Below are 23635 nucleotides of genomic sequence, written 5' to 3' on the forward strand. Positions count from 1 at the left end.
GCAGCCTATGCACGACGCCCGTGCGCCGCATGCGTGTTGTAGCGTCGCTCACCATGAGCGAGGGCACGCCGACCGTCCGCTTGGCGCGCATCGCCAACGACGTGCGCGACTACGCATGGGGCAGCGAGACGCTCGTCGCCGACTACCTCGGACGAGCGCCGTCGGGAGGCCCGGAGGCCGAGCTGTGGCTCGGCGCGCACCCGGCCTGGCCCGCGCGCCTCGACGACGGCACGCCGCTCGACGCGGCGCTCGCGGAGGCGGGCGCTGCGCAGCCGGGCATCCTGCTCAAGGTGCTCGCCGCGGCGCACGCGCTCTCGCTGCAGGTGCATCCGTCGACGGCGCAGGCGCGAGCGGGGTTCGCCGCGGAGGAGGCTGCGGGCGTGCCGCTCGGCGCCGCCCACCGCTCCTACAAGGACCCGCGATCGAAGCCCGAGCTCATCGTGGCCGTCACGCCGTTCGAGGCGCTGTCGGGCTTCCAGCCGACCGCTCGCACCCTGGCCGTGCTCGACGCGCTCGCCGCGCTCGACGACCGCGTCGCCCCCTACGCGTCGGTGGTCCGCAGCTCGACGCGGGAGGCGCTCGCCTGGCTGCTCGCGGGCGGCGACGACGTCGACGCCGTCGTGGCGGGGGTCGTCGCCGCGGCGCCGCGGCTCGGCGCCGAGCACGCCGCCGCCGTCGACACGGTCGCACGCTTGCACGCCGACTACCCGGACGACGCGGGCATCGCGACGGCGCTCATGCTGCATCGCGTCTCGCTCGCGCCCGGCGAGGGCGTCTTCCTGCCGGCCGGCAACCTGCACGCCTACCTCTCGGGCCTCGGGATCGAGCTCATGGAGGCGAGCGACAACGTGCTGCGCGGCGGTCTCACGCCCAAGCACGTCGACCGCGACGAGCTGCTGCGCATCGTCGACGTCGCGCCCGTCGAGGATCCCCGCATGCGGCCCGAGCCGCTCGAGGGCGCCATCGCGTACCGACCCGCGGCGCCGTTCGAGCTGCGCCACGTCGTCGGATCTCACGAGGCCGGCCCTGCCGCCTGCGCGATCGTGCTCGCCGCCGCGCCGACGAGCGTCGAGGTCGCGGGGGAGCGGCTCGACCTGGCACGCGGCGAGGCGGCCTTCGCATCGAGTCCCGATGGCATCCGCGTCGACACGCCCGACGCCTGGCTGGCGCTGGAGACCCTCGACACGCCGTGAGCGCCGCGCATCCGCGCATATCATCCAGCGAGTTGTAAGGTCCGCGACTTGACGCGGGGGGAATCACAACGGTGTAATTGCCCAAGCGCGCCGCAGGCCGAGCGGCGTCATCAGGGGATCAAGGAGCACCGCATGCGCGACTCGAACCGCCGCAGCGTTCCCGAGGACTGGTACGTCGACCCCGTCCAGCTGGGGGTTCCCGGATCTCCGCTCCGTCGGACCGCCTCCGTCGACGTCGACGACGACGGCCAGCTGGCGTGGCAGGCCGACGCCCTGTGCGCGCAGACCGATCCCGAGGCCTTCTTCCCCGAGAAGGGCGGGTCGACGCGCGACGCGAAGCGCATCTGCGAGGGCTGCGACGTGCGTGCGCAGTGCCTCGACTACGCGCTGCGCAACGACGAGCGCTTCGGCATCTGGGGCGGGCTCTCCGAGCGCGAGCGCCGCAGGCTCCGCCGCTCCGCCTGACCGCGAGCGCCGCGCGGACGCGACTTCGCGCCGCACCGACGCGGTTGTGCCCGAAGCGCCGCGCGGGTGCCTAGCCTTGCCGGGTGCGTCAGCGTGTCCTCGTCGTGCTCGCCGTCCGGAACGGCGCCGACTACCTGCAGCGGACGCTCGAGGCGATCGCGGCGCAGTCCGTGGCGCCCGAGCGCGTCGTCGCCGTCGACGCGCGCAGCACGGACGCATCGCGTCGACTGCTCGACGGCGCCGACGTCGCGCTCGTCGACGCACCCTCGACCGCGTCGTACGTCGACGCGATCCGGGCCGGGGTCGCGTCGCTGCCGGCGGCCGAGGAGGGCGACTGGCTCTGGTTCCTCGCGCACGACGCCGTGCCGCATGACCGCGCGCTCGAGATGCTGCTCGCGACCGTCGAGACGAGCCCGTCGGTCGCCGTCGTCGGACCGAAGGTCATGCGCGCGGCGGAGCCCGATACGTTCGCGGAGTACGGCCAGACGATGACGCCCCTCGGCCGCAGCGTGCGTCTGCACGACGGCGAGCTCGACCAGGGCCAGCACGACGGGGACTCCGATGCGCTCGGCGTGGCCGAGTCCGGCGTGCTCGTGCGGCGCGACGTGCTCGAAGCGCTCGGCGGCCTCGACCCCGCGCTGCCGAGCGTCGACGCGGGGCTCGACCTCGGCGTCCGCGCGCGACTGGCCGGCCATCGGGTCGCGCTGCAGCCCGCGGCACGCGTGCGGCGCGCCGGCGGTCCCGAGCACTTCCGGCTGCGGCACGTCTCCGACGCCAGACGCACGCGCATCGGGCGTGCCGCGCAGCTGCATCGGCGGCTCGCGTACGCGGCCGCGGTGCTCGTGCCCCTGCACTGGCTCGCGCTGCTCCCGCTCGCGCTCGTGCGATCCATCGGCCACGTGCTGGCCAAGCGGCCGGGCAGCATCCCGGCCGAGTGGGCCGCTGCCGCGGCCGCGGCCGTGCGGCTCGGTCGCGTCGCCCGCGCGCGGCGCCGCATCCGACGGACGCGCGTGGCGCGCTGGCGCGACCTGCGACCGCTGCGCGTGTCGTGGCGCGCGCTGCGCGAGCACCGTCAGCGCGTCGGCGACGACGTCGACCACAACGCCCGCGTCGTCGACGAGCGCGTCGGCTTCGTCGAGGGCGCGGGCCTCTGGGTCGCTGCGCTCGCAGCCGTCGTCGGCGTGCTCGTGCTCGCGCCGCTCATCGGCGCCGGTGCCCTGACGGGCGGCGCCCTCCTCCCGCTCGACGCCACGGTCGGCGGGCTGTGGGCGGATGCGACGTGGGGCGTGCGAGACGGCGTCGGCGACGTCGTCGGCCCCGCCGACGGCTTCGCGATCCTCGTCGCAGCCCTCGGCACGCTCGCGCCGTGGATGCCGTCCGCGAGCGTGATCGTCGTGCTCGTGCTCGTGCTCGCCGCGCCCCTCGCGGCGATCGCCGCCTGGTGGTTCGTGCGGTCGTGCACGACGAGCCGATGGATGCCGACGGCGGGTGCCGCCGCGTGGGCGTTCGCGCCCGCGCTCCTGCTCGCGGTGCACGAGGGTCGACTCGGTGCCGTGGTGGCCCACGTGCTGCTGCCGGTCGCCGCCGGGTGCGCGCTGCGCGCGTCGGCATCCTGGCGCGCGACCGGAGGCGCCGCCCTCGCACTCGCGGCCGTCGCCGCAGGCGCGCCGTCGCTGCTGCCCGCGCTGCTCGTCGGCGTCCTCGGCGTCGCGGCGGCGTCGTGGCGATCGCCGCGCGTGCTCCTCGCCGCCGTGCCCGCGCTGCTGCTCGTCGGCCCGACGGTCGTGACGCAGTGGCTCGCAGGCACGCCGCTGCACGCCCTCGCCGATCCCGGCGTGCCGCTCGCGAGCCCGCCGGCGACGCCGCTGCAGCTCCTGCTGGGCATGCCGGAGGGCGACCTCGGCGGCGTCGGGCTCGTCGCAGACGCGCTCGGCTTCGAGGCGCGCTGGCTCGCGATCGCGCTCGCGGCGCCGCTGCTCGTGCTCGCCGTGCTCGGCCCGATCCTGCGCCTGCGCGCGCTCGTGGGCATCGGGATCGCCGCGCTCGGCCTGGCGACGGCGATCGGGCAGACGCACGTCGCCGTCGCCTCGACCGGCACCGAGGTCGTGACGGTGTGGGCGGGCTCGGGCGTGAGCCTCATGCTGCTGGGGCTGCTCGTCGCGGCGACGCGCGCGGTCGACGCGCTCGAGGCGCGCGCCGGCATCCCGATCTCCCTCGTGACCCTCGTCGCCGCGCTCGGGGCCGCGCCCGCCGTCGTGCTCGGCATGCTCGCCCCCGCGCTCGAGGCGGCGCCCGAGCGCGCGCTGCCCGCCTTCGTCGTCGCCGACGCGGACGCCGACGTCGGCACCCTGGTGCTCGCGCCCCTCGACGACGGCACGATCGCCGCGCGCATCGAGCGCGGAGCGGGCTCCACGCTCACCGACGCCTCCACCCTCGTCGCGACCGCGCCCGTCGGACCGCAGGACGAGGCCCTCGCCACGGTCGCCGCGAACCTCGTCGCGGGCGGCGGCGACGTCGACGGACGCCTCGACGACTGGTCGGTCCGCTACGTCCTGCTCGCCGACGGCGACGCCTCCCTCGGCGACGTCGTCGAGTCGAGCCTCTCCGAGCGCGACGGGCTCGAGACGATCGGGGAGACGACGTTCGGCGTGCTCTGGCAGCGCGACGTCGTCGTCGAGCCCGCGGCGGCGCCGTCGACGTGGGCCGCGCTCCTGCTGGCCGGGCAGCTGCTCGCCCTCGGCATCGCGATCGTCCTCGCGCTGCCGTCGGCGCGGCGCGGCGCACGCGTGCGGTCGCGTCGGGCGAAGATCGTGAAGGACTGGGCATGAGCGACGACCGCAGCGGCTCCGACGAGCGCGACGACGTGCAGCCAGCCACCGCGCCGGACGACGCGGACGCGCCGCGACCCGAGGCGCCGGACGCGTCGGCTCCGACCGTCGACGCGACTCGTGTCGAGGCCGGCGACGCCGACCCCGGCGCCCCGCTCGACGACGTCGACGCGTCCCGCGAGCCCCCGGCTCGTGACGGCGACGCGGACGTCGACCTCGCCACCGACGTCGTGGCTACGGATCGGGAGGCGGCGGCCAACGAGGCGGCGGAGCGGGAGCGGGCTCGCGAGCGGCGCAGGCCCGGGCTCTGGGCGCTGCGCGCCACAGCGGGGGCCGCGACGATCGCGGTCGGCGTGCTCGGCGTGCTCGCCGCGCCGACGCTGCCGAGCGTGGAGGCCGACCCGCGCACGGCGACCGTCGCCCCCGACGCCCCCGAGGAGACCCGCGTGTGCGCGGGACCGCTCATCGGCATCGGCGACGCCAGCGGCGACGCCGCGGCGATCGAGGTGCTCGCCGACGATCGGCTCGAGGCGTCGGCCAGCGAGCGGGAGCCCCTCGCCGTCGCGGGCGTCGACGCGGCGCCCGAGGTGCTGCGAGGCACCGACCTCGCCGGCGCCGAGTGGCTCACGGTGGCGAGCGACGTCGCACGCGGTGCCGCCGCGAGCGAGTGCGGCCAGCCGGCGACGTCGCAGTGGCTCGTCGGCGGCTCCACGACGACGGGGCGCAGCAGCGTCCTCACGATCGCGAACCCCGGCACGACCCCGACGTCCGTCGACCTCGCCGTCCATGGCCCCGACGGTCGCGTCGACGCCGTCGGCAGCACCGGCATCGCCGTCGGGGCGGGTAGCGTCGTGCTCGTCGACCTCGCGGCCCTGGCCCCCGGGCTCGTATCGCCCGTCGTGCAGGTCGCGACGACCGGCGGGCCCGTCGTCGCGCACCTCCAGCACCGCGTCGTGCGCACGCTCGATCCGGGCGGCGTCGAGATCGTCGACCCGTCCCACGCGGGCACGGACGTCGCGATCCCCGCCGTCACGATCGGGGAGGCGACGGGCCTGCAGACGCAGGAGGGCTTCGCCGACGCCGCGCCGGCCCTGCGCCTGCTCGCCCAGGAGTCGACGCGCGTCACCATCACGACGATCGCCGCGGGCGAGGAGCCCATCGACTCGACCCTCGACCTCGTCGGCGGCAGCGTCGCCGAGGTCGACCTCTCGGGGCTCGCGCCCGGCACGTACGCGTTCAGGATCGCCTCCGACGTGCCCGTGGTCGCCGCTGCGCGCGCGATCCGCGTCGACGGCGACGCCGTGGACCTCGACTGGGTGCAGGGGCAGACGGAGGCGCTCGACGGCGCGACGGCCGTCGCCGTGGCGCCCGGCGAGTCTCCGACGCTCCACCTGCTCTCCCTCGCCGACGAGCCGACCACCGTGCGCGTGGGTGAGACGGAGGTGGGGCTCGTGCCCGGCGGCATCCGCTCCGTGCCGCTCGCGGCCGGGACGACGACGATCGAGGGCTCGCAGGTCGTCGCCGCCGTCTCGTACGCGGGAGGCTCCGGCATCGCCGGCTACGCCATCACGCCGCCGATCGCGGTGCGATCGAGCATCGACGTCGTGCTCTGACGCCGCCTCGTCAGTGATGCCGGTAGCGGTCCGGCGCGATCTCCCACGGCTCGCGACCGATGAGCTCGGCGGCCGCGCGGAAGACGCACGACTCGATCGCGACGCGCCGATGCCAGTCGTCGTCGACGTGCAGCTGCACGAGCCGCTGGATGGGCAGGCGGAAGACCGTGATCGTGCGCTCGTGATGGTCGACCCACCACTGCGGCACCTCGGTGGCCGTCGGCGCGAGCTCGGACGGCGGCATGTCCGACCAGCGGAAGCGCGCACCGGCGAGCTCGTCGGGCCACAGCCCCAGCAGGTACTCCGCGGCGTCCGCGACCGTGTCCTCGAACCGCGTCTCGCGCGACTCGAGCAGCGGCAGCACCGGCCCGGCCAGCGAGGACCTGGGACCCCGGTCGTGCCGTCGTCGGGTGCGTGCACGGGGCATGCTCCCCATCGTACGAGTAGCCTGGGCGCGATGGACGGCAGGCTGTGCTCGAGGCCCACGTGCCGCAACTACGCCGACCGCACGCTCACGTACGACTACGACGACCGCATGATGGCGATCGGCCCGCTGCTCGACGCGAGGCAGGAGGGCGGCTACGACCTCTGCGACGTGCACGCCGCGCGCATCCAGCCGCCGGCCGGATGGACGATCGTGCAGCACCGCGCCGACGCCGGGCGCACGGACGCCTGAGCGCCGCGACGGCCCGACCCGACACCGATTGGACCGACCATGACCGACGCCGACGTCCTCGCCACGATCGTCAAGGCCTACGACGTGCGCGGGCTCGTCGACGGCCAGCTCACCCCTGACGTCGTGCGAGCGCTCGGCGCCGCCTTCCTCGACGAGGTGGGCGCGTCCGCTCCCGTGGTCATCGGCCACGACATGCGTCCCTCGTCGCCCGAGCTCGCCGCCGCCGCCGCCGAGGGCGTCGTCGCGCGCGGCGGCGACGTCGTGCGCATCGGGCTGTGCTCGACCGACGAGTCGTACTTCGCCTCGGGCAGCCTCGACGCGCCCGCGATCATGTTCACCGCATCCCACAACCCCGCGGCGTACAACGGCATGAAGCTCTCGCGCGCCGGCGCGCAGGCCATGAGCCTCGACACGGGGCTCGCGGCGATCCGCGACCGCGCAGCCGGCTACCTCGCGTCCGGCATCCCGGATGCGGTCGAGCGCGGGACGGTCGTCGACCGCGACGTCCTCGCCGACTACGCGAGCCTCCTGCGCTCGCTCGTCGACCTCTCCCGCAGCCGACCGCTGAAGGTCGTCGTCGACGCCGCGAACGGCATGGGCGGGCTCACGGTCCCCGCCGTGCTCGGCACCGCCGCAGGGCTTCCCGCGCTGCCCATCGAGGTCGTGCCCATGTACTTCGAGCTCGACGGCACCTTCCCGAACCACGAGGCGAACCCCCTCGAGCCGAAGAACCTCGTCGACCTGCAGGCCGCGGTCGTGCAGCACGACGCCGACCTCGGGCTCGCCTTCGACGGCGACGCCGACCGGTGCTTCGTCGTCGACGAGCACGGCGCCGCCGTGTCGCCGTCGGCGATCTCGGCGATCGTCGCCCTGCGCGAGGTGCGTCGGGTGCAGGCTGAGGGGGAGACGGACGTCGTCGTGCTGCACAACCTCATCTCGTCGCGCATCGTGCCCGAGACCATCGTCGCCGCCGGCGCCACGCCCGTGCGCACGCGCGTCGGCCACTCGCTCATCAAGGCCGAGATGGCGCGCACGAACGCGGTCTTCGGCGGCGAGCACAGCGCGCACTACTACTTCCGCGACTTCTTCGGCGCCGACAACGGCATGCTCGCGGCGCTGCACGTGCTCGCGCAGCTCGGCGCGTCCGACGAGCCGATGTCCTCGCTCGCCGCCCGCTTCACGCCGTACCACGCATCCGGCGAGATCAACTCGACCGTGCACGACGTGCCCGCCGCCTACGCGCGCATCGTCGAGGCGTTCGCGCACGACGGCGTGCTCGACGACCTCGACGGCCTGTTCCTCACCGCCCACGACGGGTCGTGGTGGCTGTCCGTGCGCCCGTCGAACACCGAGCCGCTGCTGCGCCTCAACGTCGAGGCGGAGGATGCTGGGACCATGGAACGCATCCGGGACGCCGCGCTCGCAATCATCCGCGCCTGAGTCGTCGTGAGGGTCGGCGTGGCGCCCGGATGCTGCCCGACGCGCGCCGCGGAACGGGTGTGCTGGTCGCATCCTGATGATCCGAGGGTCCGCGTCGTCCGCCGGCTCGCACGCGGACGGCTCGGGGCGTGCGGCGTGCTGCGGTCCGCCGACCGCATCCGGGACGCTGCGCTGGCGATCATCCGCGCCTGACGCGTCTCGCCACCCGTCGCCTCGCCCGCGCGCCGGGTGGGAGGATGAAGGCATGACCGTGGATGCAGCCAGCCGACTCGACTTCCAGGTGCGCGACCTCGCGCTCGCGGACGCCGGACGCCACCAGATCCGCCTCGCCGAGCACGAGATGCCCGGCCTCATGGCGCTCCGCGAGCGCTACGCCGCCGAGCAGCCCCTCGCGGGCCAGCGCATCGCAGGCTCCCTGCACATGACCGTGCAGACCGCCGTGCTCATCGAGACGCTCGTCGCGCTCGGCGCCGACGTGCGCTGGGCGTCGTGCAACATCTTCTCCACGCAGGACGAGGCGGCCGCCGCGGTCGTCGTCGGCCCGACGGGCACGGTCGACGAGCCCGCCGGCGTGCCCGTCTTCGCGTGGAAGGGCGAGACCCTCGAGGAGTACTGGGCCTGCACGCAGCAGATCTTCGCCTTCGCGGAGGGCCCGACGCTCATCCTCGACGACGGCGGCGACGCCACGCTGCTCGTGCATCGCGGCCGCGCGCTCGAGCAGGAGGGGCGCCTGCCCGTCACGCCCGACGACGCGAGCGAGGAGGAGCGCGTCGTCGACGCGGTGCTGACGGCGTCGATCTCGGCCGACGGCCGGTACTGGACGCGCATCGCCGACGGCCTGCTCGGCGTCACCGAGGAGACGACGACGGGCGTGCACCGCCTCTACGAGCTCGCGCGCGAGGGCCAGCTGCTGTTCCCGGCGATCAACGTGAACGACGCCGTCACGAAGTCGAAGTTCGACAACCGCTACGGCATCCGGCACTCGCTGCCCGACGGCTTGAACCGCGCCACCGACGTGCTCATCGGCGGCAAGGTCGCGTTCGTCGTCGGCTACGGCGACGTCGGCAAGGGTGCTGCGGAGTCGCTGCGCGGCCAGGGCGCGCGGGTCATCGTGTCCGAGGTCGACCCGATCTGCGCGCTGCAGGCGGCGATGGACGGGTACCAGGTCGCACGCGTCGAGGACGTGCTCGACGAGGTCGACATCTGGGTCACGACGACGGGCAACGAGCACGTCATCACGACCGATCACATGCTCGGCATGAAGCACCTCGCGATCGTCGCGAACGTCGGGCACTTCGACAACGAGATCGACGTCGCGGGCCTCGCGAGGACGGGTGCCGAGCGCATCGAGATCAAGCCGCAGGTGCACGAGTGGCGACTGCCGACGGGCCGCTCGATCCTCGTGCTCTCCGAGGGGCGCCTCATGAACCTCGGCAACGCGACGGGGCATCCCTCGTTCGTCATGTCGAACTCCTTCTCGAACCAGGTGCTCGCGCAGATCGAGCTCGCGCAGCGCGCGAGCGAGTACACGACCGACGTGCACGTGCTGCCGAAGGTGCTCGACGAGGAGGTCGCCCGCCTCCACCTCGACGCGCTCGGCGTGCGGCTGACGACGCTCACCGACCGCCAGGCGCGCTACATCGGCGTGCCCGTCGCGGGCCCGTTCAAGCCGGACCACTACCGGTACTGAGGGCGCAGGGACGACGAGCCGACGTCGTCCCTACGCCCACCACGGCCAGAGGAACGCCGCGCGGCCCAGCTCCGCGAGCACGACGAACACCACGAGCAGCACGAGCGCCGTGCCGACGACCGCGGCCAGCGCGAGCGTCACGGCGAGGCGCGGTCGGCGCATGTGCCACGGCGCGTCCGCAGGCAGGACGCCGAGCTGCCGCGCACGGGCCGCGGACATCCAGACGCCGCCGATGCGCTCGCGTGCCGTCTCGAGGTCGGCCTCGGCGAAGCCGCGTCCGTCGAGGCGCGCGAGGATGCGGCCGTCCTGACCGACGACGAGCCAGCGCTCGACGTCCGCGCCCACGCGGATGCCACGGGACGTCGCGCCCGGCGTGCGATGGACGATGCCGCCCGCGATGGCGTCGAGCGGCACCGTCGTCGCCGCCGCGTCGCGGCCGAGGCGCAGCATGGCTCCTGCACCGGGAAGGTCGACCTCGATGCGGCGTCGCCGCAGCGCCTGCCACTGCCACGCCGGGACGCCGATGGCGAGGAGCGCCAGCGCGGCGCCCACCGGGCCGATGAGCGCGCCGACCGCGAAGATCGCCATGCCCGCGACCGCGAGCGCGAGCCCGAGCCACGAGGCGAAGATGCGACGCCAGGAGGCGCGGGCGACGAACGCAGGGCGGTCCACGCCTCGAGCATCCCAGCCTCGGCCGGGCGCTGGCTCACGGGACCGCGCAGGAGATGATCCCGAGCGGCGCATCGAGCGCGATGCACCCTCGACCTTGCGCCCGCGCGCATCTCGTGCGCGAGCGACTCAGTCGTCGAGGCCCTCGCCGAGCGCGCGCAGCAGACGGGCGAGGCGTCGACGGTCGTCGTCGCCCATGCCGGCGAGCAGTCGGTGCTCGGCGTCGAGCAGCGCGTCGAGCGCCGAGTCGACGCGGTCGAGCCCGTCGTCGGTGAGGCGGACGCGGGTCGACCGACGGTCGCTGTCGTGGGCCATGCGCTCGACGAGCCCGCGCGCGGCGAGCCCGTCGATGCGGTTCGTCATCGTGCCGCTCGTGACCATGGTCTGCGCGATGAGCTCCTTCGGGGTCAACGCGCCATCCGCGCGCCGCAGCGCCGCCAGCACGTCCCACTCCCACGCCTCGAGCCCCGCATCCGCGAATGCCGCCGCGCGCACGCGCTGGAGGCGGCGCGCGAGCCTCGTGAGCCGGGACAGGACCGCGAAGGGGGCGACGTCGGCGTCGGGGCGCACGCGCACCCACTGCGCGATGATGTCGTCGACCTCGTCGTGTGCGGGCACGACGCCAGTCTCGCATCCCGCCGATGGCATGGATTGCTATGGGAATGCCCAGCATTGCTGCACCCGAGTCGGCGTTGCGATCCTGAACTCGTCCATCGCACCCGTCGGGGAGGGGCCTTCGTGGAGGTCAGCCTGCTGGTCTGGATCGTCACGATCGCCGTGACGATCGCGTTCTTCGTGTTCGAGTTCTTCGCGCACGTGCGCACGCCGCACGAGCCGTCGCTCGGCGAGGCGGCGCGCTGGTCGGCGTTCTACATCGGGCTCGCGCTGCTCTTCGGCGTCGGCATCGGCCTCGTGTCGGGGTGGGACTTCGGCGGCGAGTACTTCGCCGGGTACCTGACGGAGAAGGCGCTCTCCGTCGACAACATCTTCGTCTTCCTCCTCGTCATGACGGCGTTCGCGGTGCCGCGCGAGTACCAGCAGAAGGTGCTGCTCATCGGCATCGTGATCGCGCTCGTCATGCGCGGCGGGTTCATCGCCGCGGGCTCCGCGCTCATCTCGAACTTCTCGTGGATCTTCTACGTCTTCGGCGCGCTGCTGCTCGTGCTCGCATGGCGCCAGGCGTTCTCGGACCATGAGGCGGACCCGACGAACAGCCGTGCGATGCGCTTCCTTCGACGTCGCCTGCCGGTCACGGAGAAGTACCACGGCGACCGGCTCACCGTCGAGCTCGACGGCAAGCGCTACGTCACGCCCATGCTGCTCACGATCGTCGCGATCGGCGTCGTCGACCTCATCTTCGCCGTCGACTCCATCCCCGCGATCTACGGCCTGACGTCGGAGGCGTACATCGTCTTCACCGCGAACGCGTTCGCGCTCATGGGCCTGCGGCAGCTGTACTTCCTCGTCGGCGGCCTGCTCAAGCGGCTGGTCTACCTCGCGCAGGGCCTCGCGTTCATCCTCGCCTTCATCGGCGTCAAGCTGCTGCTGCACGCCCTCCACGTCAACGAGCTGCCCTTCGTCAACGGCGGCGAGCCGCTCGAGCAGGTGCCCGAGATCCCGACGTGGCTCTCGCTCATCGTCATCGCCGCGACGATCGTCGTCGCCACGATCGCGAGCCTCGTCAAGACCCGAGGACAGCTGCCCGAGGCCGAGGAGCAGCCGCACGCCGGCGACCCCGGGCTCGACGTGGGACCCGAGGGCGACGAGGACGTCGAGGCCGAGCGTCGCGCCGACGATCGCGACCGTCGCGCGTCCGACGAGGCACGCTGACGCGGACGGCGGCGCGGTGCGCGCCTCGTAGGCTGGAGGGCGCGATCCGCCATGGTGTAACGGCAGCACGCCGGCCTTTGGAGCCGTGCAGTCCAGGTTCGAATCCTGGTGGCGGAGCGCCTCGCTACGCTCGCTGCATGCGCATCGCGAGCCCGGCCGGACGGCGCAGCTCGTGACCCACGACGCTGCCGTCGCCGCGGTGCGCGCCACGATCGACGACGCCGTGCGGCGCCTCGCCGCCGCGGGTGCGCGCGAGGAGTGGCTCGGCGAGGTCGTGGTGCCGCGTCGCATCCTCGGCGTCGGCCGGCCGCCGCGCATCGACCGCCGCGGGCGCGTCTGGAGGGTCGGAGCGCTGCTGCTCGCACGCGACGGATCCGTGCATGCCACGGGCACGATCACGCGCGTGACGGATCCCGGCCGACCGCAGGGGCTCACGGCATCGGTGGAGCTGCGGCGCGCGGAGCGGGCGGCGGCGCTCGCGGGCGGCTTCGCGCTCGGGGAGGTCGTGAACCACGGCACCGCGCCCATCCCGATCGACGCATCCCTCGTCGACGCGCCCGCGGATGCGGTGCTCGCGATCCGCGACGACGTCGCGTGGGTGCGGTGGGGTCGCACCGCGGCGGAGCGCACGCGGCTCGACGCCTACCTCGCCGACCAGGTCGACCTGCTGGTGCATCCGCCGCAGGGCGCCTGAGCCCGCACGCCGCTCCTCTCCGTCATCGGGACTGGCCACGAAGGGCTGCCCTTCGTGGCCATTGGTCGCCTCCCGTGGCCACCGTGGCGCCATTCGTGGCCAGTCGTGACCGGTCAGGGCCAGCGCGATGGCGGGTAGGGGCGGTCACCCGGCGTGCCGCACGACGCGCGAGGAGCGATACGGTGGATGCCGGTCAGACGAGGGAAGGTGCGGATGCCCCAGATCGCCGTCGTCGTGCTCGCGGCCGGAGCCGGCACGCGCATGCGCAGCGCGACCCCCAAGCCGCTGCACGCGCTCGCCGGCCGCTCGCTCATCGCCCACGTGCTGCACACGGCGCACGAGCTCGATCCCGCCCACCTCGTCGCCGTCGTGCGGCACGAGCGCGACCTGCTCGTCGAGGAGATCGCCCACCACGCGCCGAGCGCGCGCATCGCCGACCAGGACGAGGTGCCCGGCACCGGTCGCGCGGTCGAGGTCGCGATGGCCCAGCTCCCCGCCGACTTCGACGGTCTCGTCGTCGTGCTCTCGGGCGACGTGCCGCTCATCGACGCCGGCACCCTGCGCGAGCTCGTGCGCGAGCACGAGACGGCGCAGAACGCCCTCACGGTGCTCTCGACGCGCCTGCCCGATCCGACGGGCTTCGGCCGCATCATCCGCAACCGCGCCGGCCACTTCCAGGCCATCGTCGAGGAGCGCGACGCCGACGCGGCCACGCGCGCGATCGACGAGGTGAACGGCGGCATCTACGTCTTCGGCGCCGTGCAGCTGCGCGACGCCCTCGCCGGCATCGGCATGGACAACGATCAGGGCGAGAAGTACCTCACCGACGCGGCCCTGCGCATCCAGGCCGCCGGCGGCCGCATCGAGGCCGTGCCGATCGACGACCACTGGCTCGTCGCCGGCGTCAACGACCGTGCGCAGCTGAGCGACATCGCGCTCGAGCTCAACCGCCGCATCGTCCGCCGCCATCAGCTCGCCGGCGCGACGATCGTCGACCCCGCCTCGACGTGGATCGACGCCGACGTGTCGATCGCCGAGGACGTCACGATCCTCCCGGGCACCCAGCTGCACGGCGCGACGAGCGTCGCCCGCGGCGCGACGATCGGCCCCGACACCACCGTGACCGACACCGAGGTGGGCGAGGATGCGGTCATCCGCCGCTCCGACGTCACGCTCGCGGTCATCGGAGCGGGCGCCTCCGTCGGCCCCTTCTCGTACCTGCGCGCCGGCACGATCCTCGGTGCGGGCGGCAAGATCGGCGCGGCCGTCGAGACGAAGAACGCCGTCATCGGCGACGGCTCGAAGGTGCCGCACCTCTCGTACGTCGGCGACGCCGAGATCGGCGAGGGCGTCAACCTCGGCGCCGGCACGATCACGGCCAACTACGACGACGTGCGCAAGCACCGCACGATCGTCGGCGACCACGTGCACACCTCGTCGCACACGGTGCTCGTCGCACCCGTGACGCTCGGCGCCGGCGCGAAGACCGCCGCGGGCGCCGTCGTCCGCAAGGACGTGCCGCCGGGCGCGCTCGCCATGACCGTCGCACCCCAGCGCAACGTCGCCGGCTGGGTGCAGGAGCGCCGCGCCGGCACCGATGCCGCCGCAGCCGCCGACGCAGCCCTCGCCGCCCAGCACGCGAGCCAGCCCTCGGCGGATGCCGCCGAGCCCGACGCCGACCAGCAGCAGTAGGAGCACCGTGTCCTCGATCGTCGCCAAGAACCGGAAGCACCTCGTGCTCATCCCGGGTCGCTCGCACCCCGCGCTCGCCGAGGCCGTCGCCGCCGAGCTCGGCACCGAGCTCATGGGCACCGACACCCGCACCTTCGCCAACGGCGAGATCTACGCCCGCATGCTCGACTCGGTGCGGGGCTCCGACGCGTTCGTGCTGCAGTCGTACGGCAAGCCCGTGAACGAGTGGCTCATGGAGCAGCTCATCATGGTGGATGCGCTGAAGCGCGCCTCCGCGAAGCGCATCACCGTCGTCATGCCGTACTACCCGTACTCGCGGCAGGACAAGAAGGGCCGCGGCCGCGAGCCGATCTCGGCCCGCCTGGTCGCGGACCTGTTCAAGACGGCCGGTGCCGACCGCATCATGTCGGTCGACATCCACGCCTCGCAGATCCAGGGCTTCTTCGACGGGCCCTTCGACCACCTGTTCGCGATGCCCGTGCTCCTCGAGCACTTCCGCGACACCCTCGACCCGGCGGACCTCACGGTCGTCTCGCCCGACATGGGCCGCGTGCGCGTCGCGGACGTGTGGAGCGACAAGCTCGGCGCGCCGCTCGCGATCATCCACAAGCGTCGCGACCCGCTCGTGCCGAACCAGGTCTCCGTGCACGAGATCGTCGGCAACGTCGCGGGGCGGACGTGCCTGCTCGTCGACGACATGATCGACACGGGGCGCACGATCCTCAAGGCGGCGGAGGCACTCAAGAAGAACGGTGCCACCCGCGTCATCGTGGCGGCGACGCACGCGATCTTCTCCGACCCGGCACCGGAGCTGCTCGGCTCGGGCGTCATCGACCGCGTCGTCGTCACCGACTCCATCCCGCTCGCGCCCGAGCAGCGCTTCGACTGCCTCGAGGTGCTCTCGATCGCACCGCTGCTCGCCCGTGCGATCCGCGAGGTCTTCGAGGACGGCTCGGTGACGTCGATGTTCGACGGCGCCGCCTGACGCACGTCGTCGCCACCATGCCGCGGATCGCGCCCGCGCCGATCGGGCCCGCGACGGCGATCCTCGCCGGTGCCGCAGCGCTGACGCAGGGTGCGCTCGCGGTCGTGGTGCTGTGGATCTTCGTCGGCGTCTTCGTGATCGTCGGCGTCGAGGAGCTGCTCGGCGTCCTGCCGGGCGACGTGGACGTCGCGGCCCGCACGAGCATCGTCGGGCTCTTCGTCGTCGCAGGCGTCGGTGGGGTCGGCGAGGCCGTGCGCGTGGCGCTCGAGCGCGCGCTGCGGATGCGCACCGCCCTGCGACTCGCCGCCGAGGGCGCGCCGATGCCACCCGCCGCGGAGCGCCGAGAGCTCGTGCGGGGCGCGGTGGGCACGGCGCGGATCCTGTGCGTCGTGCTCGCGTCGATCGCGGCGCTCGTCGCCCTCGTGGCGGGTGGTGCGGGCATCGCCTCCCGTGACGGCGTCCTCGTCGGCGTCGGCGCGATCGCCCTCGTCGTCGGCGGCGCGCACGTCGTCGCCGCGGTGGCGCTGCGCGCGGCGGATGCGGCGTGGCAGGACGCGCTGGGTCGGCTCCGCGCGGCGTGGCCGCGCTTCGACGCCGCCGACGAGGCGACGGGCCCGCGCCTGGCTCGCGAGCGCGCCCTACGGCCGCGGCATGAGCGTCGTCGCAGCCGGCATCCGGGAGCCCGCGGAGTGTTCGACCGCCTCGCGAGCGTCGTCGCCGTCGGCCTGCCCGTGGCGTTCGGCATCGTCGTGCTGGGCGTCTTCCTCCGCAAGCAGTGCCGCACCTGCGAGCCCGTGACGTACGACCCGTGGGGCGAGCGCGCGGTCGACGGCGTCGCGGCCGTCGGGCTCGTCGCCTTCGTCACGATGCTGTCGCTGGCAGGGCTGCTGGGCGTCGTGTGGCTGGTCGGCGAGACGGTGCGCGAGGCGGCGGCGGCACGGCGCGCGGCGACGGATGCGCTGCCGCCGGCCGAGTGGCTCGACCACGCGATCGCGTGGCCGCGCGCGCTCGAGCTCGTCGGCCGCGTCGTCGGCACGGTCGCGGCGGCGCTCGCGATGCTCGTCGTCGCCGCCGAGCTCGGCCCGGGCATCGCGAATCCGTCGCCCGAGCGGCTCGCGATCGTCGAGGGCTGGCGCGGGCTCGGTCCCTGGGCGCTCGCCGCGGCCGTCGGCGCCCTCGCGCTCGGCGTCCTCGGCGCCGTGCAGGCGCAACGCTGGCGTGCGGTGGTGCTGCCGAGCATGCGGCACGATCCGCTCGTCGGCAGGATGCGAGGATGACCGTCTTCGCGCCCGCGCTCGACTGCGGCTACCACCGGGCGGGGCTGTGCCACTCGTGCACGCGCATCGACGACGCCTACGACGCCCAGCTCGCTCGCAAGCAGCTCGGCGCCGAGGCCGCGGCGCCCGGCGCCGCATGGCTCGCGCCGCACGCGTCCGCCATCTCGGCCTTCCGCAACAAGGCGAAGATGGTGGCGGGCGGCACCGTCGACGCGCCGACGCTCGGCATCCTCGACGGCGAGCGCCGCGGCATCGACCTGCGCGCGTGCCCGCTGCACGAGCAGCCGATCCGGGACGCGCTGCCGCACCTCGCGGCCCTCGTCACCGACGCGCGCATCCCGCCGTACGACGTGCCCGAGCGGCGCGGCGAGCTCAAGCACGTGCTCGTGACCGCGAGTCCCGACGCGGAGCTCATGGTGCGGTTCGTGCTGCGCTCGACGGAGGCCGTGCCGCGCATCGCCAAGCGGATGGACGCGCTGCGCGAGCGCATCCCCGGCCTCGTCGTCGCGTCGGCGAGCATCCTGCCCGAGCACAAGGCCGTCGTGGAGGGCGACGTCGAGGTGCCGCTCACGGATCGGCAGTCGCTCACGATGCGGCTGAACGACGTGCCGCTGCGCCTGCGACCCGGCGGCTTCTTCCAGACGAACTCCGCGGTCGCGGCAGCCCTCTACCGGGAGGCGGCGACGTGGATCGACGAGGTCGACCCCGCCTCCGTCGCCGACCTGTACTGCGGCGTCGGAGGCTTCGCGCTGCACGCCGCGCGCCCGCATCGCGACGTCGTCGGCGTCGAGACGAGCGCCGAGGCCATCGCGGGCGCGATCGAGACGGCCAGCGCCATGGGATCGTCGGCGCGCTTCGCGGTCGGCGACGCGACCGCTGCGGACGATCGGACCGTCGACGCCGCCCTCGTCGTCGTGAATCCGCCGCGGCGCGGCATCGGCGCGCTCGCGGCGAGGCTCGAGGCGTCGGCCGCCCGCCACGTCGTCTACTCGAGCTGCAATCCCGCGACGCTCGCGCGCGACCTCGCTGCCATGCCGTCGCTGCGGCCCGTGCGGGCGCGGATGTTCGACATGTTCCCGCACAACGACCACGCCGAGGTGCTCGTGCTGCTCGAGCGCCGCTGACGCGCAGGACGCGGCACGAGCGCGTCACCTCGCCCTGCTAGCGTGCGCTCGTGCCGACCTCCGCCCGCACCTCGTGACCGCGCTCGAACGACGCCTCGGCGTGCCCGGCGCGATGGTGGTGGGGCTGTGCGCCATGCTCGGCGCGGGCGTCTTCTTCGTCTGGACGCCAGCCGTCGCCGTCGCGGGGCAGTGGCTCTGGCTCGCGCTCGTGCTCGCCGCGGCCGTCGCGATCGCGAACGCGCTGTCGACGGCGCAGCTCGCAATGCGGCATCCGGTCTCCGGCGGCGGCTACGCCTACGCGCGCGCCGAGCTCTCGCCCACGACGGGCTTCGCCGCCGGCTGGCTGTTCCTCACGGGCAAGACGTGCTCGGCGGCTGCGATCGCCCTCGTCGCCGCCTCGCACCTGTGGCCGGGATGGGAGCAGCCGATCGCGATCGCGGCGATCGTCGTGCTCGCGCTCGCGAACGCGCAGGGCATCCGCGTGACCGCGTGGATCACGTGGGTCGTGGTCGCGCTCGCGCTCGCCGGCATCGCGCTCGCGCTGACGTGGACGGCGCTGGGCCTGCCGTCGGCGGCCGGCGGATGGGCCTGGACGGCGTACGCCCCGCTGTCCGACTCGACGTTCGTCATGGCCGGCGGCGAGGGCTGCTCGTTCGGGCTCGTCGGCGGCGCGGAGGCGGCACGCGCCGCGTGCAGCGACGTCGGCGCGCTCGCGACGCCCGCCGGACCGCTCGCGGTGCTGCAGGGCGCCGGATTGCTGTTCTTCGCCTTCGCCGGCTACGCGCGCATGGCGACGCTCGGCGAGGAGGTGCGCGACCCGCGTCGCACCCTGCCCCTCGCGATCCTCGGCGCGCTCGGCATCGTGCTGGCCATCTACGCCCTCGTCGCGTGGGCGACGACGACCGCGTACGCCGACGCGATCCTGTGGCCCGAGACGCCCGTCGCCTCGCTCGTCGGCGATCCGGCGCTGCACCGGGTGCTGCTCGTCGTCGCTGCCATCGCGTGCCTCGGCTCGCTCATGGGGATCCTCGCCGGACTCTCGCGCACGAGCCTCGCGATGGCGCGGGACGGCGAGCTGCCCGGCCCGCTCGCGCGCATCTCCGCGCGCACGAAGGCGCCGGCGGTCGCCGAGGGGGCGATGGCGGCGCTCGCGATCGTGCTCGTGCTCGTCGCGCCGCCCGTCGTGCTCGTCGCCCTCTCGTCGACGTCGGTGCTCGCGTACTACGGCATCGGCCACGTCGGCGCGCTCCGCATGCGGCGCACGCTGCGCCTCGCGGCCGCGGACGCCGACTCGAGCGACGGCGGCGCCCGGCGGCGCGAGGCGTGGGTGCCGGCGTGGGTCTCGCTCGTCGGCCTCGTGCTGTGCGCGCTGCTCGTCGTCACGCTGCCCTGGTACGGCGTCGTCGCCTCTGCGCTGTGGCTCGCCCTGGCGCTCGGCATCCGCGCCGTCCGGCTGCGTCGCGCCGCCGACTGACCTGCGCCGCGTCGCACGCGCATGCGAACGAGCGGGCCGGATCCCATGGGGAGGATCCGGCCCGCTCGCGTCTCACGGGAGGGGTGGCGTCAGCGCACGCCCGCGCTCACCCGCACCGCCTCGGTCGCCGTCTGCGGCGTGCCGGAGCCCGCGCCGTGCGCGTCCTCCATCGTCGCCTCGTCGAACGGGTCGCGCTTGGCGAGCACGTTCGCGACGCGACCGTGGTCGATCTGCCGCGTCCAGGTGCCGATGAGCACCGTCGCGACGGCGTTGCCGGTGAAGTTCGTGAGCGCGCGCGCCTCCGACATGAAGCGGTCGATGCCCACGATGACGCCCACGCCGTCGACGAGGTCGGGGCGGTAGGTCTGCAGGCCGGCGGCGAGGGTCGCGAGACCGGCGCCGGTGACGCCTGCGGCGCCCTTGGAGGCGATGATCATGAACAGCAGCAGGCCGATCTGCTCGGGGATCGACATCGGCACGCCCATGCCCGTCGCGATGAACAGCGATGCCATCGTGAGGTAGATCGCGGTGCCGTCGAGGTTGAACGAGTACCCGGTCGGCACCGTGATGCCGACGACCGGCTTCGACACGCCCATGTGCTCGAGCTTCGCCATGAGGCGGGGGAGCGCCGACTCCGACGACGACGTCGAGACGATGAGGAGGTACTCCTTGCCCAGGTACGCCATGAGCGTGAAGATGTTGACCCGCGCGACGACCCACAGGAGCGTGCCGAGCACGCCGACGATGAAGACGACGCACGTGGCGTAGAAGGCGAGCATGAGGGTCGCGAGGGCGCCGATGGCCGCCCAGCCGGTCTCGCCGACGACGCCGGCGATGGCGCCGAACGCGCCGATGGGTGCGAGCCACAGGATCATCGTGAGGATGCGGAACACGAGCGTCTGGATGAGGCCGAGCGTCTCGAGCAGCGGCTTGCCGCGGTCGCCCATCTTCTGCAGCGCGAAGCCGACGAGCAGCGCGACGAAGAGGACCGGCAGCACGTGGCTGCCCGTGAGCGCCGACACGAGCGTCGTCGGGATGATGCCGAACATCGGGCCGCCCTCCTCGGCGGCCGGGGCGTCGTACTCGGCGGACGCGATGTTGAGGCCCTCGCCGGGGTGCACGAAGTTGCCGACCACGAGGCCGATCGCGAGCGCGAAGGTCGACATGACGACGAAGTAGCCGAGCGCGAGGCCGCCGACCTTGCCGACCGTCGCGGCCTTCGCGATCGAGCCGATGCCGAGCACGATCGTGCAGAAGATGACGGGGGCGATCATCATCTTGATGAGCGCGACGAACGCGGTGCCGATGGGCTTGAGCGCGACGCCGACCTCGGGCCAGATGAGGCCGACGGCGGCGCCGAGCACGACCGCGATGATCACGGCGACGTAGAGGCCGTGGGTGGCGAAGCGCGCGCGGTGCTTCGATGTGCTGGTGGTGGGCGTCGTCGCCATGGTGCTTCCTCCTCGGCGCCGCAGCGGTGCGGCGCCTAGCGTCGTCGAGCATCGTCCTCGGCCGTCGCACGACGCGCCTTTCGTGCATAGTGTTCGCAGCGGGGACGGTCCGCGACGAGGGGGGAGCGCATGCGTCGTCGATGGCGCGATGCGAGCATCGCGACGCGGCTGTTCGTGCAGTCGACCGTGCTCATGGTGCTGAGCGCCGTCGTCGCGTTCACGCTGCTCGCGATCGACGCGCGCACCGATGCCGAGCACGAGGCGACGGTGCTCTCGCGCGACGTCGTGCTGACGCTCGCCGCCGACCCGACGGTGCAGGAGGCGGTGGCCGAGGCGTACGCGACCTTCGACGCGGACGAGGCGGGCACCGTGCGCCGTGCCTCGGAGGCGCTCCAGCCGTTCGCACGCGACGTCGTCGACGGCACCAGGCTCGACTTCGTCACGATCATGCACACCTCGGGCATCCGCTACACGCATCCCGACGAGGATCGGATCGGTCAGCAGTTCCTCGGCACGACGGCGCCTGCGCTCGCCGGCCGGGTCGTCACCGAGACCTTCGAGGGCACGCTCGGCCCGTCCGCCCGCGCCGTCGCGCCCGTCGTCGTCGACGGCGAGGTCGTCGGGCTCGTCTCGGGCGGCGTGACGATCGCGCAGGTGTCGGGCGAGGTCGTGACGCGGCTCGTGGTCGTCGCGATCGTGCTCGTCGCCGCCGTGCTGCTCGCCGCGCTCGCGGCCTGGCTCCTCGCGCGTCGCCTGCGCGCCGCGACCGGCGGTCGCGGGGTCGAGGAGCTCGCGCGGCTGTTCGCGGCGCACGAGGCCGTGCTGCACACCGTCGACGACGGCCTGCTGCTCGTCGAGGGCGGTCGCGTCGTGCTCGCGAACGATCGTGCGCGCACGCTGCTCGGCCTCGACGACGTCGACCTGCCCGTCGCCGTCGACGACGCGCTGCCGCAGACGGTGCAGGATGCGCTGGCGCAGCCCGGCGACGGCGTCGCGCCGGCGCTCGTGGATCGCCGCTCGCTCCTCGTCGAACGCCACGACGCCGCGGTCGCATCCGGCACCGCCACGATGCTCACGATCCGCGACCGCACCGAGCTGAGCAGCATGGCGGGCGAGCTCGACGCGGTGCGCACGCTCGCGACGGCGCTGCGGGCGCAGACGCACGAGTTCGGCAATCGGATGCACACGATCGCGTCGCTGCTCTCGCTCGGCGAGTCGGAGCGCGCCCTCGAGGTCGCCGCCGCCGAGCGCGACCTCGGCCAGCGGCTCGCCGACCGCGTCGTCGGCGCCGACGAGGAGCCCGTCATCGCCGCGCTGCTCCTCGGCAAGACGGCGCAGGCGCGCGAGCGCGCCGTCGAGCTGCACTTCGAGACGCGGCTCGACCCCGGCACGCACTGGATCGATCCCATCGACTTCGTCACGATCCTCGGCAACCTCGTCGACAACGCCATCGACGCCGCGGCGACCGCTCGCGCGCGCACCGGCGCGACGTCGCGGGAGCTCGGCGCGCGATGGGTCGCCGTGTACCTCGGCGCCGACGACGACGGCGCGATCGTCATGCAGGTGTCGGACTCGGGGGAGGGCGTTCCCGACGACGCGCGCGAGCTCGCGTTCGAGCAAGGGTGGACGACGAAGGAGCACGGTGCCGACGGCCGCGGCTTCGGCCTCGCGCTCGTGCGCCAGACGGTCGAGCGCCTCGGGGGCACGATCGAGCTGGGCCGCGAGCTCGGCGCCGTCGTCACGGTCGTGCTGCCGCGGCCCGCGTCCGCGGCACCCGCCGACGGCGACGCGGGTGGAGCGGGGGATGCGGCGGATGCCGCCGGGCGCGCGAGGCGGCCGTCGTGATCCGCGTGCTCGTCGTCGAGGACGATCGCGGCACCGCCGAGGCCCACGCCGCGTACGTCGGCCGCTGCGACGGCTTCGAGCTCGCCGGCGTGGCGCACACGGCGACCGCCGCGATCCGCGCGCTGCGCGAGGCGCAGCAGGGCGGCGATCGCATCGACCTGCTGCTGCTCGACATGAACCTGCCCGACGGCCACGGCCTCCAGGTGTGCCGCGAACTGCGGGCGGCGGGCCTCGTCGTCGACGTCATCGCCGTCACGGCCGTGCGCGAGCTCGACATCGTGCGCGAGGCGGTCGCGGTGGGCGTCGTGCAGTACCTCATCAAGCCGTTCGGCTTCGCCGTCTTCGCCGAGCGCATGCGGCAGTACCGCGCCTACCGCGACGAGCTCGAGGGGGCGTCGAGCCTGACGCAGCAGGAGGTCGATCGCGCGATCGCGGCGCTGCGCACGACGAACGCGCCCGGGCTCGCGAAGGGCCTGTCGGCGGAGACGCTCGAGTCGGTGTCCGCCCTGCTCGGCGAGGGCGGTGCGCGCAGCGCGACCGAGGTCGCGGCCGACCTCGGGCTCTCGCGCGTCACGGCGCGCCGCTACCTCGAGCACCTCGCGGACGCGGGCGTCGTCGAGCGCACCCCGCGCTACGGCACGCGCGGCCGGCCGGAGCTCGAGTACCGCCGCCGCGCGTGAGCGAACGCG

20 protein-coding genes and 1 tRNA gene are annotated in these 23635 nt (G+C 74.1%); 17 read left to right on the forward strand and 4 right to left on the reverse strand.

Annotation, left to right across the window (positions count from 1 at the left end; all coding sequences use genetic code 11):
- Positions 1 to 53: 53 nt before the first annotated feature.
- From manA to C1N71_RS03785, 4 genes are all read left to right on the forward strand, one after another.
- The gene (gene manA, locus C1N71_RS03770) at positions 54 to 1193 is read left to right on the forward strand and encodes a mannose-6-phosphate isomerase, class I (RefSeq protein WP_175414090.1); all 1140 of its coding nucleotides are present in this window, start codon (positions 54 to 56) and stop codon (positions 1191 to 1193) included.
- Between the two features lie 132 nt (positions 1194 to 1325).
- Complete coding sequence (locus tag C1N71_RS03775; protein WP_137755195.1) at positions 1326 to 1658, forward strand: WhiB family transcriptional regulator; 333 nt, start codon at positions 1326 to 1328, stop codon at positions 1656 to 1658.
- A gap of 83 nt (positions 1659 to 1741) precedes the next feature.
- Positions 1742 to 4486, forward strand: coding sequence for a glycosyltransferase (locus C1N71_RS03780; protein WP_137755196.1), 2745 nt, complete (start codon positions 1742 to 1744; stop codon positions 4484 to 4486).
- The gene (locus tag C1N71_RS03785) at positions 4483 to 6099 is read left to right on the forward strand and encodes a DUF5719 family protein (protein WP_137755197.1); all 1617 of its coding nucleotides are present in this window, start codon (positions 4483 to 4485) and stop codon (positions 6097 to 6099) included. The genes C1N71_RS03780 and C1N71_RS03785 overlap by 4 nt, the downstream gene beginning before the upstream one ends.
- A 10-nt stretch (positions 6100 to 6109) precedes the next feature.
- On the opposite strand, the gene C1N71_RS03790 is transcribed toward C1N71_RS03785, so the two are convergent.
- Positions 6110 to 6526, reverse strand: a complete 417-nt coding sequence (locus C1N71_RS03790; protein ID WP_254678086.1) for a metallopeptidase family protein — start codon at positions 6524 to 6526, stop codon at positions 6110 to 6112.
- A gap of 30 nt (positions 6527 to 6556) precedes the next feature.
- On the opposite strand from C1N71_RS03790, the gene C1N71_RS03795 reads away from it, so the two are divergent.
- The 3 genes from C1N71_RS03795 (at position 6557) to ahcY (ending at position 9905) form a co-directional block, all read left to right on the forward strand.
- Positions 6557 to 6775 (forward strand): DUF3499 family protein, encoded by a 219-nt coding sequence (locus C1N71_RS03795; protein WP_137755199.1) that lies wholly within the window; start codon positions 6557 to 6559, stop codon positions 6773 to 6775.
- Between the two features lie 39 nt (positions 6776 to 6814).
- Positions 6815 to 8215, forward strand: a complete 1401-nt coding sequence (locus tag C1N71_RS03800; RefSeq protein ID WP_137755200.1) for a phosphomannomutase/phosphoglucomutase — start codon at positions 6815 to 6817, stop codon at positions 8213 to 8215.
- Between the two features lie 244 nt (positions 8216 to 8459).
- Positions 8460 to 9905: an adenosylhomocysteinase gene (gene ahcY, locus C1N71_RS03805; RefSeq protein WP_137755201.1), complete on the forward strand. Its 1446-nt coding sequence runs from the start codon at positions 8460 to 8462 to the stop codon at positions 9903 to 9905.
- A gap of 30 nt (positions 9906 to 9935) precedes the next feature.
- On the opposite strand, the gene C1N71_RS03810 is transcribed toward ahcY, so the two are convergent.
- On the reverse strand, positions 9936 to 10577 hold the full coding sequence (locus C1N71_RS03810) for a hypothetical protein (RefSeq protein WP_137755202.1): 642 nt from the start codon (positions 10575 to 10577) through the stop codon (positions 9936 to 9938).
- A gap of 126 nt (positions 10578 to 10703) precedes the next feature.
- A complete protein-coding gene (locus tag C1N71_RS03815) occupies positions 10704 to 11192 on the reverse strand; it encodes a MarR family winged helix-turn-helix transcriptional regulator (protein WP_368074136.1) in 489 nt (162 codons plus the stop codon).
- 120 nt (positions 11193 to 11312) lie between these two features.
- On the opposite strand from C1N71_RS03815, the gene C1N71_RS03820 reads away from it, so the two are divergent.
- The 8 genes from C1N71_RS03820 to C1N71_RS03855 all read left to right on the forward strand — a co-directional run bounded on the left by C1N71_RS03820 (position 11313) and on the right by C1N71_RS03855 (position 19650).
- Positions 11313 to 12404: a TerC family protein gene (locus C1N71_RS03820; protein WP_137755204.1), complete on the forward strand. Its 1092-nt coding sequence runs from the start codon at positions 11313 to 11315 to the stop codon at positions 12402 to 12404.
- Positions 12405 to 12449: 45 nt separating this feature from the next.
- Positions 12450 to 12521: transfer RNA gene (locus C1N71_RS03825), tRNA-Gln, on the forward strand.
- A 55-nt stretch (positions 12522 to 12576) separates the two neighbouring features.
- Positions 12577 to 13098 carry a hypothetical protein gene (locus C1N71_RS03830; RefSeq protein ID WP_254678087.1) on the forward strand — a complete coding sequence of 174 codons (522 nt, stop codon included), beginning with the start codon at positions 12577 to 12579 and terminating at the stop codon, positions 13096 to 13098.
- 213 nt (positions 13099 to 13311) lie between these two features.
- Positions 13312 to 14790 carry a bifunctional UDP-N-acetylglucosamine diphosphorylase/glucosamine-1-phosphate N-acetyltransferase GlmU gene (glmU, locus tag C1N71_RS03835; RefSeq protein ID WP_254678088.1) on the forward strand — a complete coding sequence of 493 codons (1479 nt, stop codon included), beginning with the start codon at positions 13312 to 13314 and terminating at the stop codon, positions 14788 to 14790.
- Positions 14791 to 14797: 7 nt separating this feature from the next.
- Complete coding sequence (locus C1N71_RS03840; RefSeq protein ID WP_254678089.1) at positions 14798 to 15775, forward strand: ribose-phosphate diphosphokinase; 978 nt, start codon at positions 14798 to 14800, stop codon at positions 15773 to 15775.
- Positions 15776 to 15792: 17 nt separating this feature from the next.
- Positions 15793 to 17052, forward strand: a complete 1260-nt coding sequence (locus tag C1N71_RS03845) for a hypothetical protein (protein WP_137755207.1) — start codon at positions 15793 to 15795, stop codon at positions 17050 to 17052.
- Entirely contained in the window at positions 17049 to 18176 is a 1128-nt protein-coding gene (locus C1N71_RS03850) for a methyltransferase domain-containing protein (RefSeq protein WP_137755208.1), read from the forward strand. The genes C1N71_RS03845 and C1N71_RS03850 overlap by 4 nt, the downstream gene beginning before the upstream one ends.
- A 73-nt stretch (positions 18177 to 18249) precedes the next feature.
- Complete coding sequence (locus tag C1N71_RS03855) at positions 18250 to 19650, forward strand: APC family permease (protein ID WP_137755209.1); 1401 nt, start codon at positions 18250 to 18252, stop codon at positions 19648 to 19650.
- A gap of 89 nt (positions 19651 to 19739) precedes the next feature.
- On the opposite strand, the gene C1N71_RS03860 is transcribed toward C1N71_RS03855, so the two are convergent.
- Positions 19740 to 21101, reverse strand: a complete 1362-nt coding sequence (locus C1N71_RS03860; RefSeq protein WP_137755210.1) for a cation:dicarboxylate symporter family transporter — start codon at positions 21099 to 21101, stop codon at positions 19740 to 19742.
- A 129-nt stretch (positions 21102 to 21230) separates the two neighbouring features.
- On the opposite strand from C1N71_RS03860, the gene C1N71_RS03865 reads away from it, so the two are divergent.
- Together C1N71_RS03865 and C1N71_RS03870 are read left to right on the forward strand one after the other, a co-directional pair.
- Positions 21231 to 22946 (forward strand): sensor histidine kinase, encoded by a 1716-nt coding sequence (locus C1N71_RS03865; protein WP_137755211.1) that lies wholly within the window; start codon positions 21231 to 21233, stop codon positions 22944 to 22946.
- On the forward strand, positions 22943 to 23626 hold the full coding sequence (locus tag C1N71_RS03870; RefSeq protein ID WP_137755212.1) for a response regulator: 684 nt from the start codon (positions 22943 to 22945) through the stop codon (positions 23624 to 23626). The genes C1N71_RS03865 and C1N71_RS03870 overlap by 4 nt, the downstream gene beginning before the upstream one ends.
- The last annotated feature ends 9 nt before the right edge of the window (positions 23627 to 23635 follow it).

Source organism: Agrococcus sp. SGAir0287 (assembly GCF_005484985.1).
Lineage (GTDB): Bacteria > Actinomycetota > Actinomycetes > Actinomycetales > Microbacteriaceae > Agrococcus.

Coding starts and splice junctions, on each gene's coding strand:
- manA (WP_175414090.1), top strand. CDS start 54: ATGAGCGAGGGCACGCCGACCGTCCGCTTGGCGCGCATCGCCAACGAC.
- C1N71_RS03775 (WP_137755195.1), top strand. CDS start 1,326: ATGCGCGACTCGAACCGCCGCAGCGTTCCCGAGGACTGGTACGTCGAC.
- C1N71_RS03785 (WP_137755197.1), top strand. CDS start 4,483: ATGAGCGACGACCGCAGCGGCTCCGACGAGCGCGACGACGTGCAGCCA.
- C1N71_RS03790 (WP_254678086.1), bottom strand. CDS start 6,526: ATGCCCCGTGCACGCACCCGACGACGGCACGACCGGGGTCCCAGGTCC.
- C1N71_RS03795 (WP_137755199.1), top strand. CDS start 6,557: ATGGACGGCAGGCTGTGCTCGAGGCCCACGTGCCGCAACTACGCCGAC.
- C1N71_RS03800 (WP_137755200.1), top strand. CDS start 6,815: ATGACCGACGCCGACGTCCTCGCCACGATCGTCAAGGCCTACGACGTG.
- ahcY (WP_137755201.1), top strand. CDS start 8,460: ATGACCGTGGATGCAGCCAGCCGACTCGACTTCCAGGTGCGCGACCTC.
- glmU (WP_254678088.1), top strand. CDS start 13,312: ATGCCCCAGATCGCCGTCGTCGTGCTCGCGGCCGGAGCCGGCACGCGC.
- C1N71_RS03845 (WP_137755207.1), top strand. CDS start 15,793: ATGCCGCGGATCGCGCCCGCGCCGATCGGGCCCGCGACGGCGATCCTC.
- C1N71_RS03850 (WP_137755208.1), top strand. CDS start 17,049: ATGACCGTCTTCGCGCCCGCGCTCGACTGCGGCTACCACCGGGCGGGG.
- C1N71_RS03860 (WP_137755210.1), bottom strand. CDS start 21,101: ATGGCGACGACGCCCACCACCAGCACATCGAAGCACCGCGCGCGCTTC.
- C1N71_RS03865 (WP_137755211.1), top strand. CDS start 21,231: ATGCGTCGTCGATGGCGCGATGCGAGCATCGCGACGCGGCTGTTCGTG.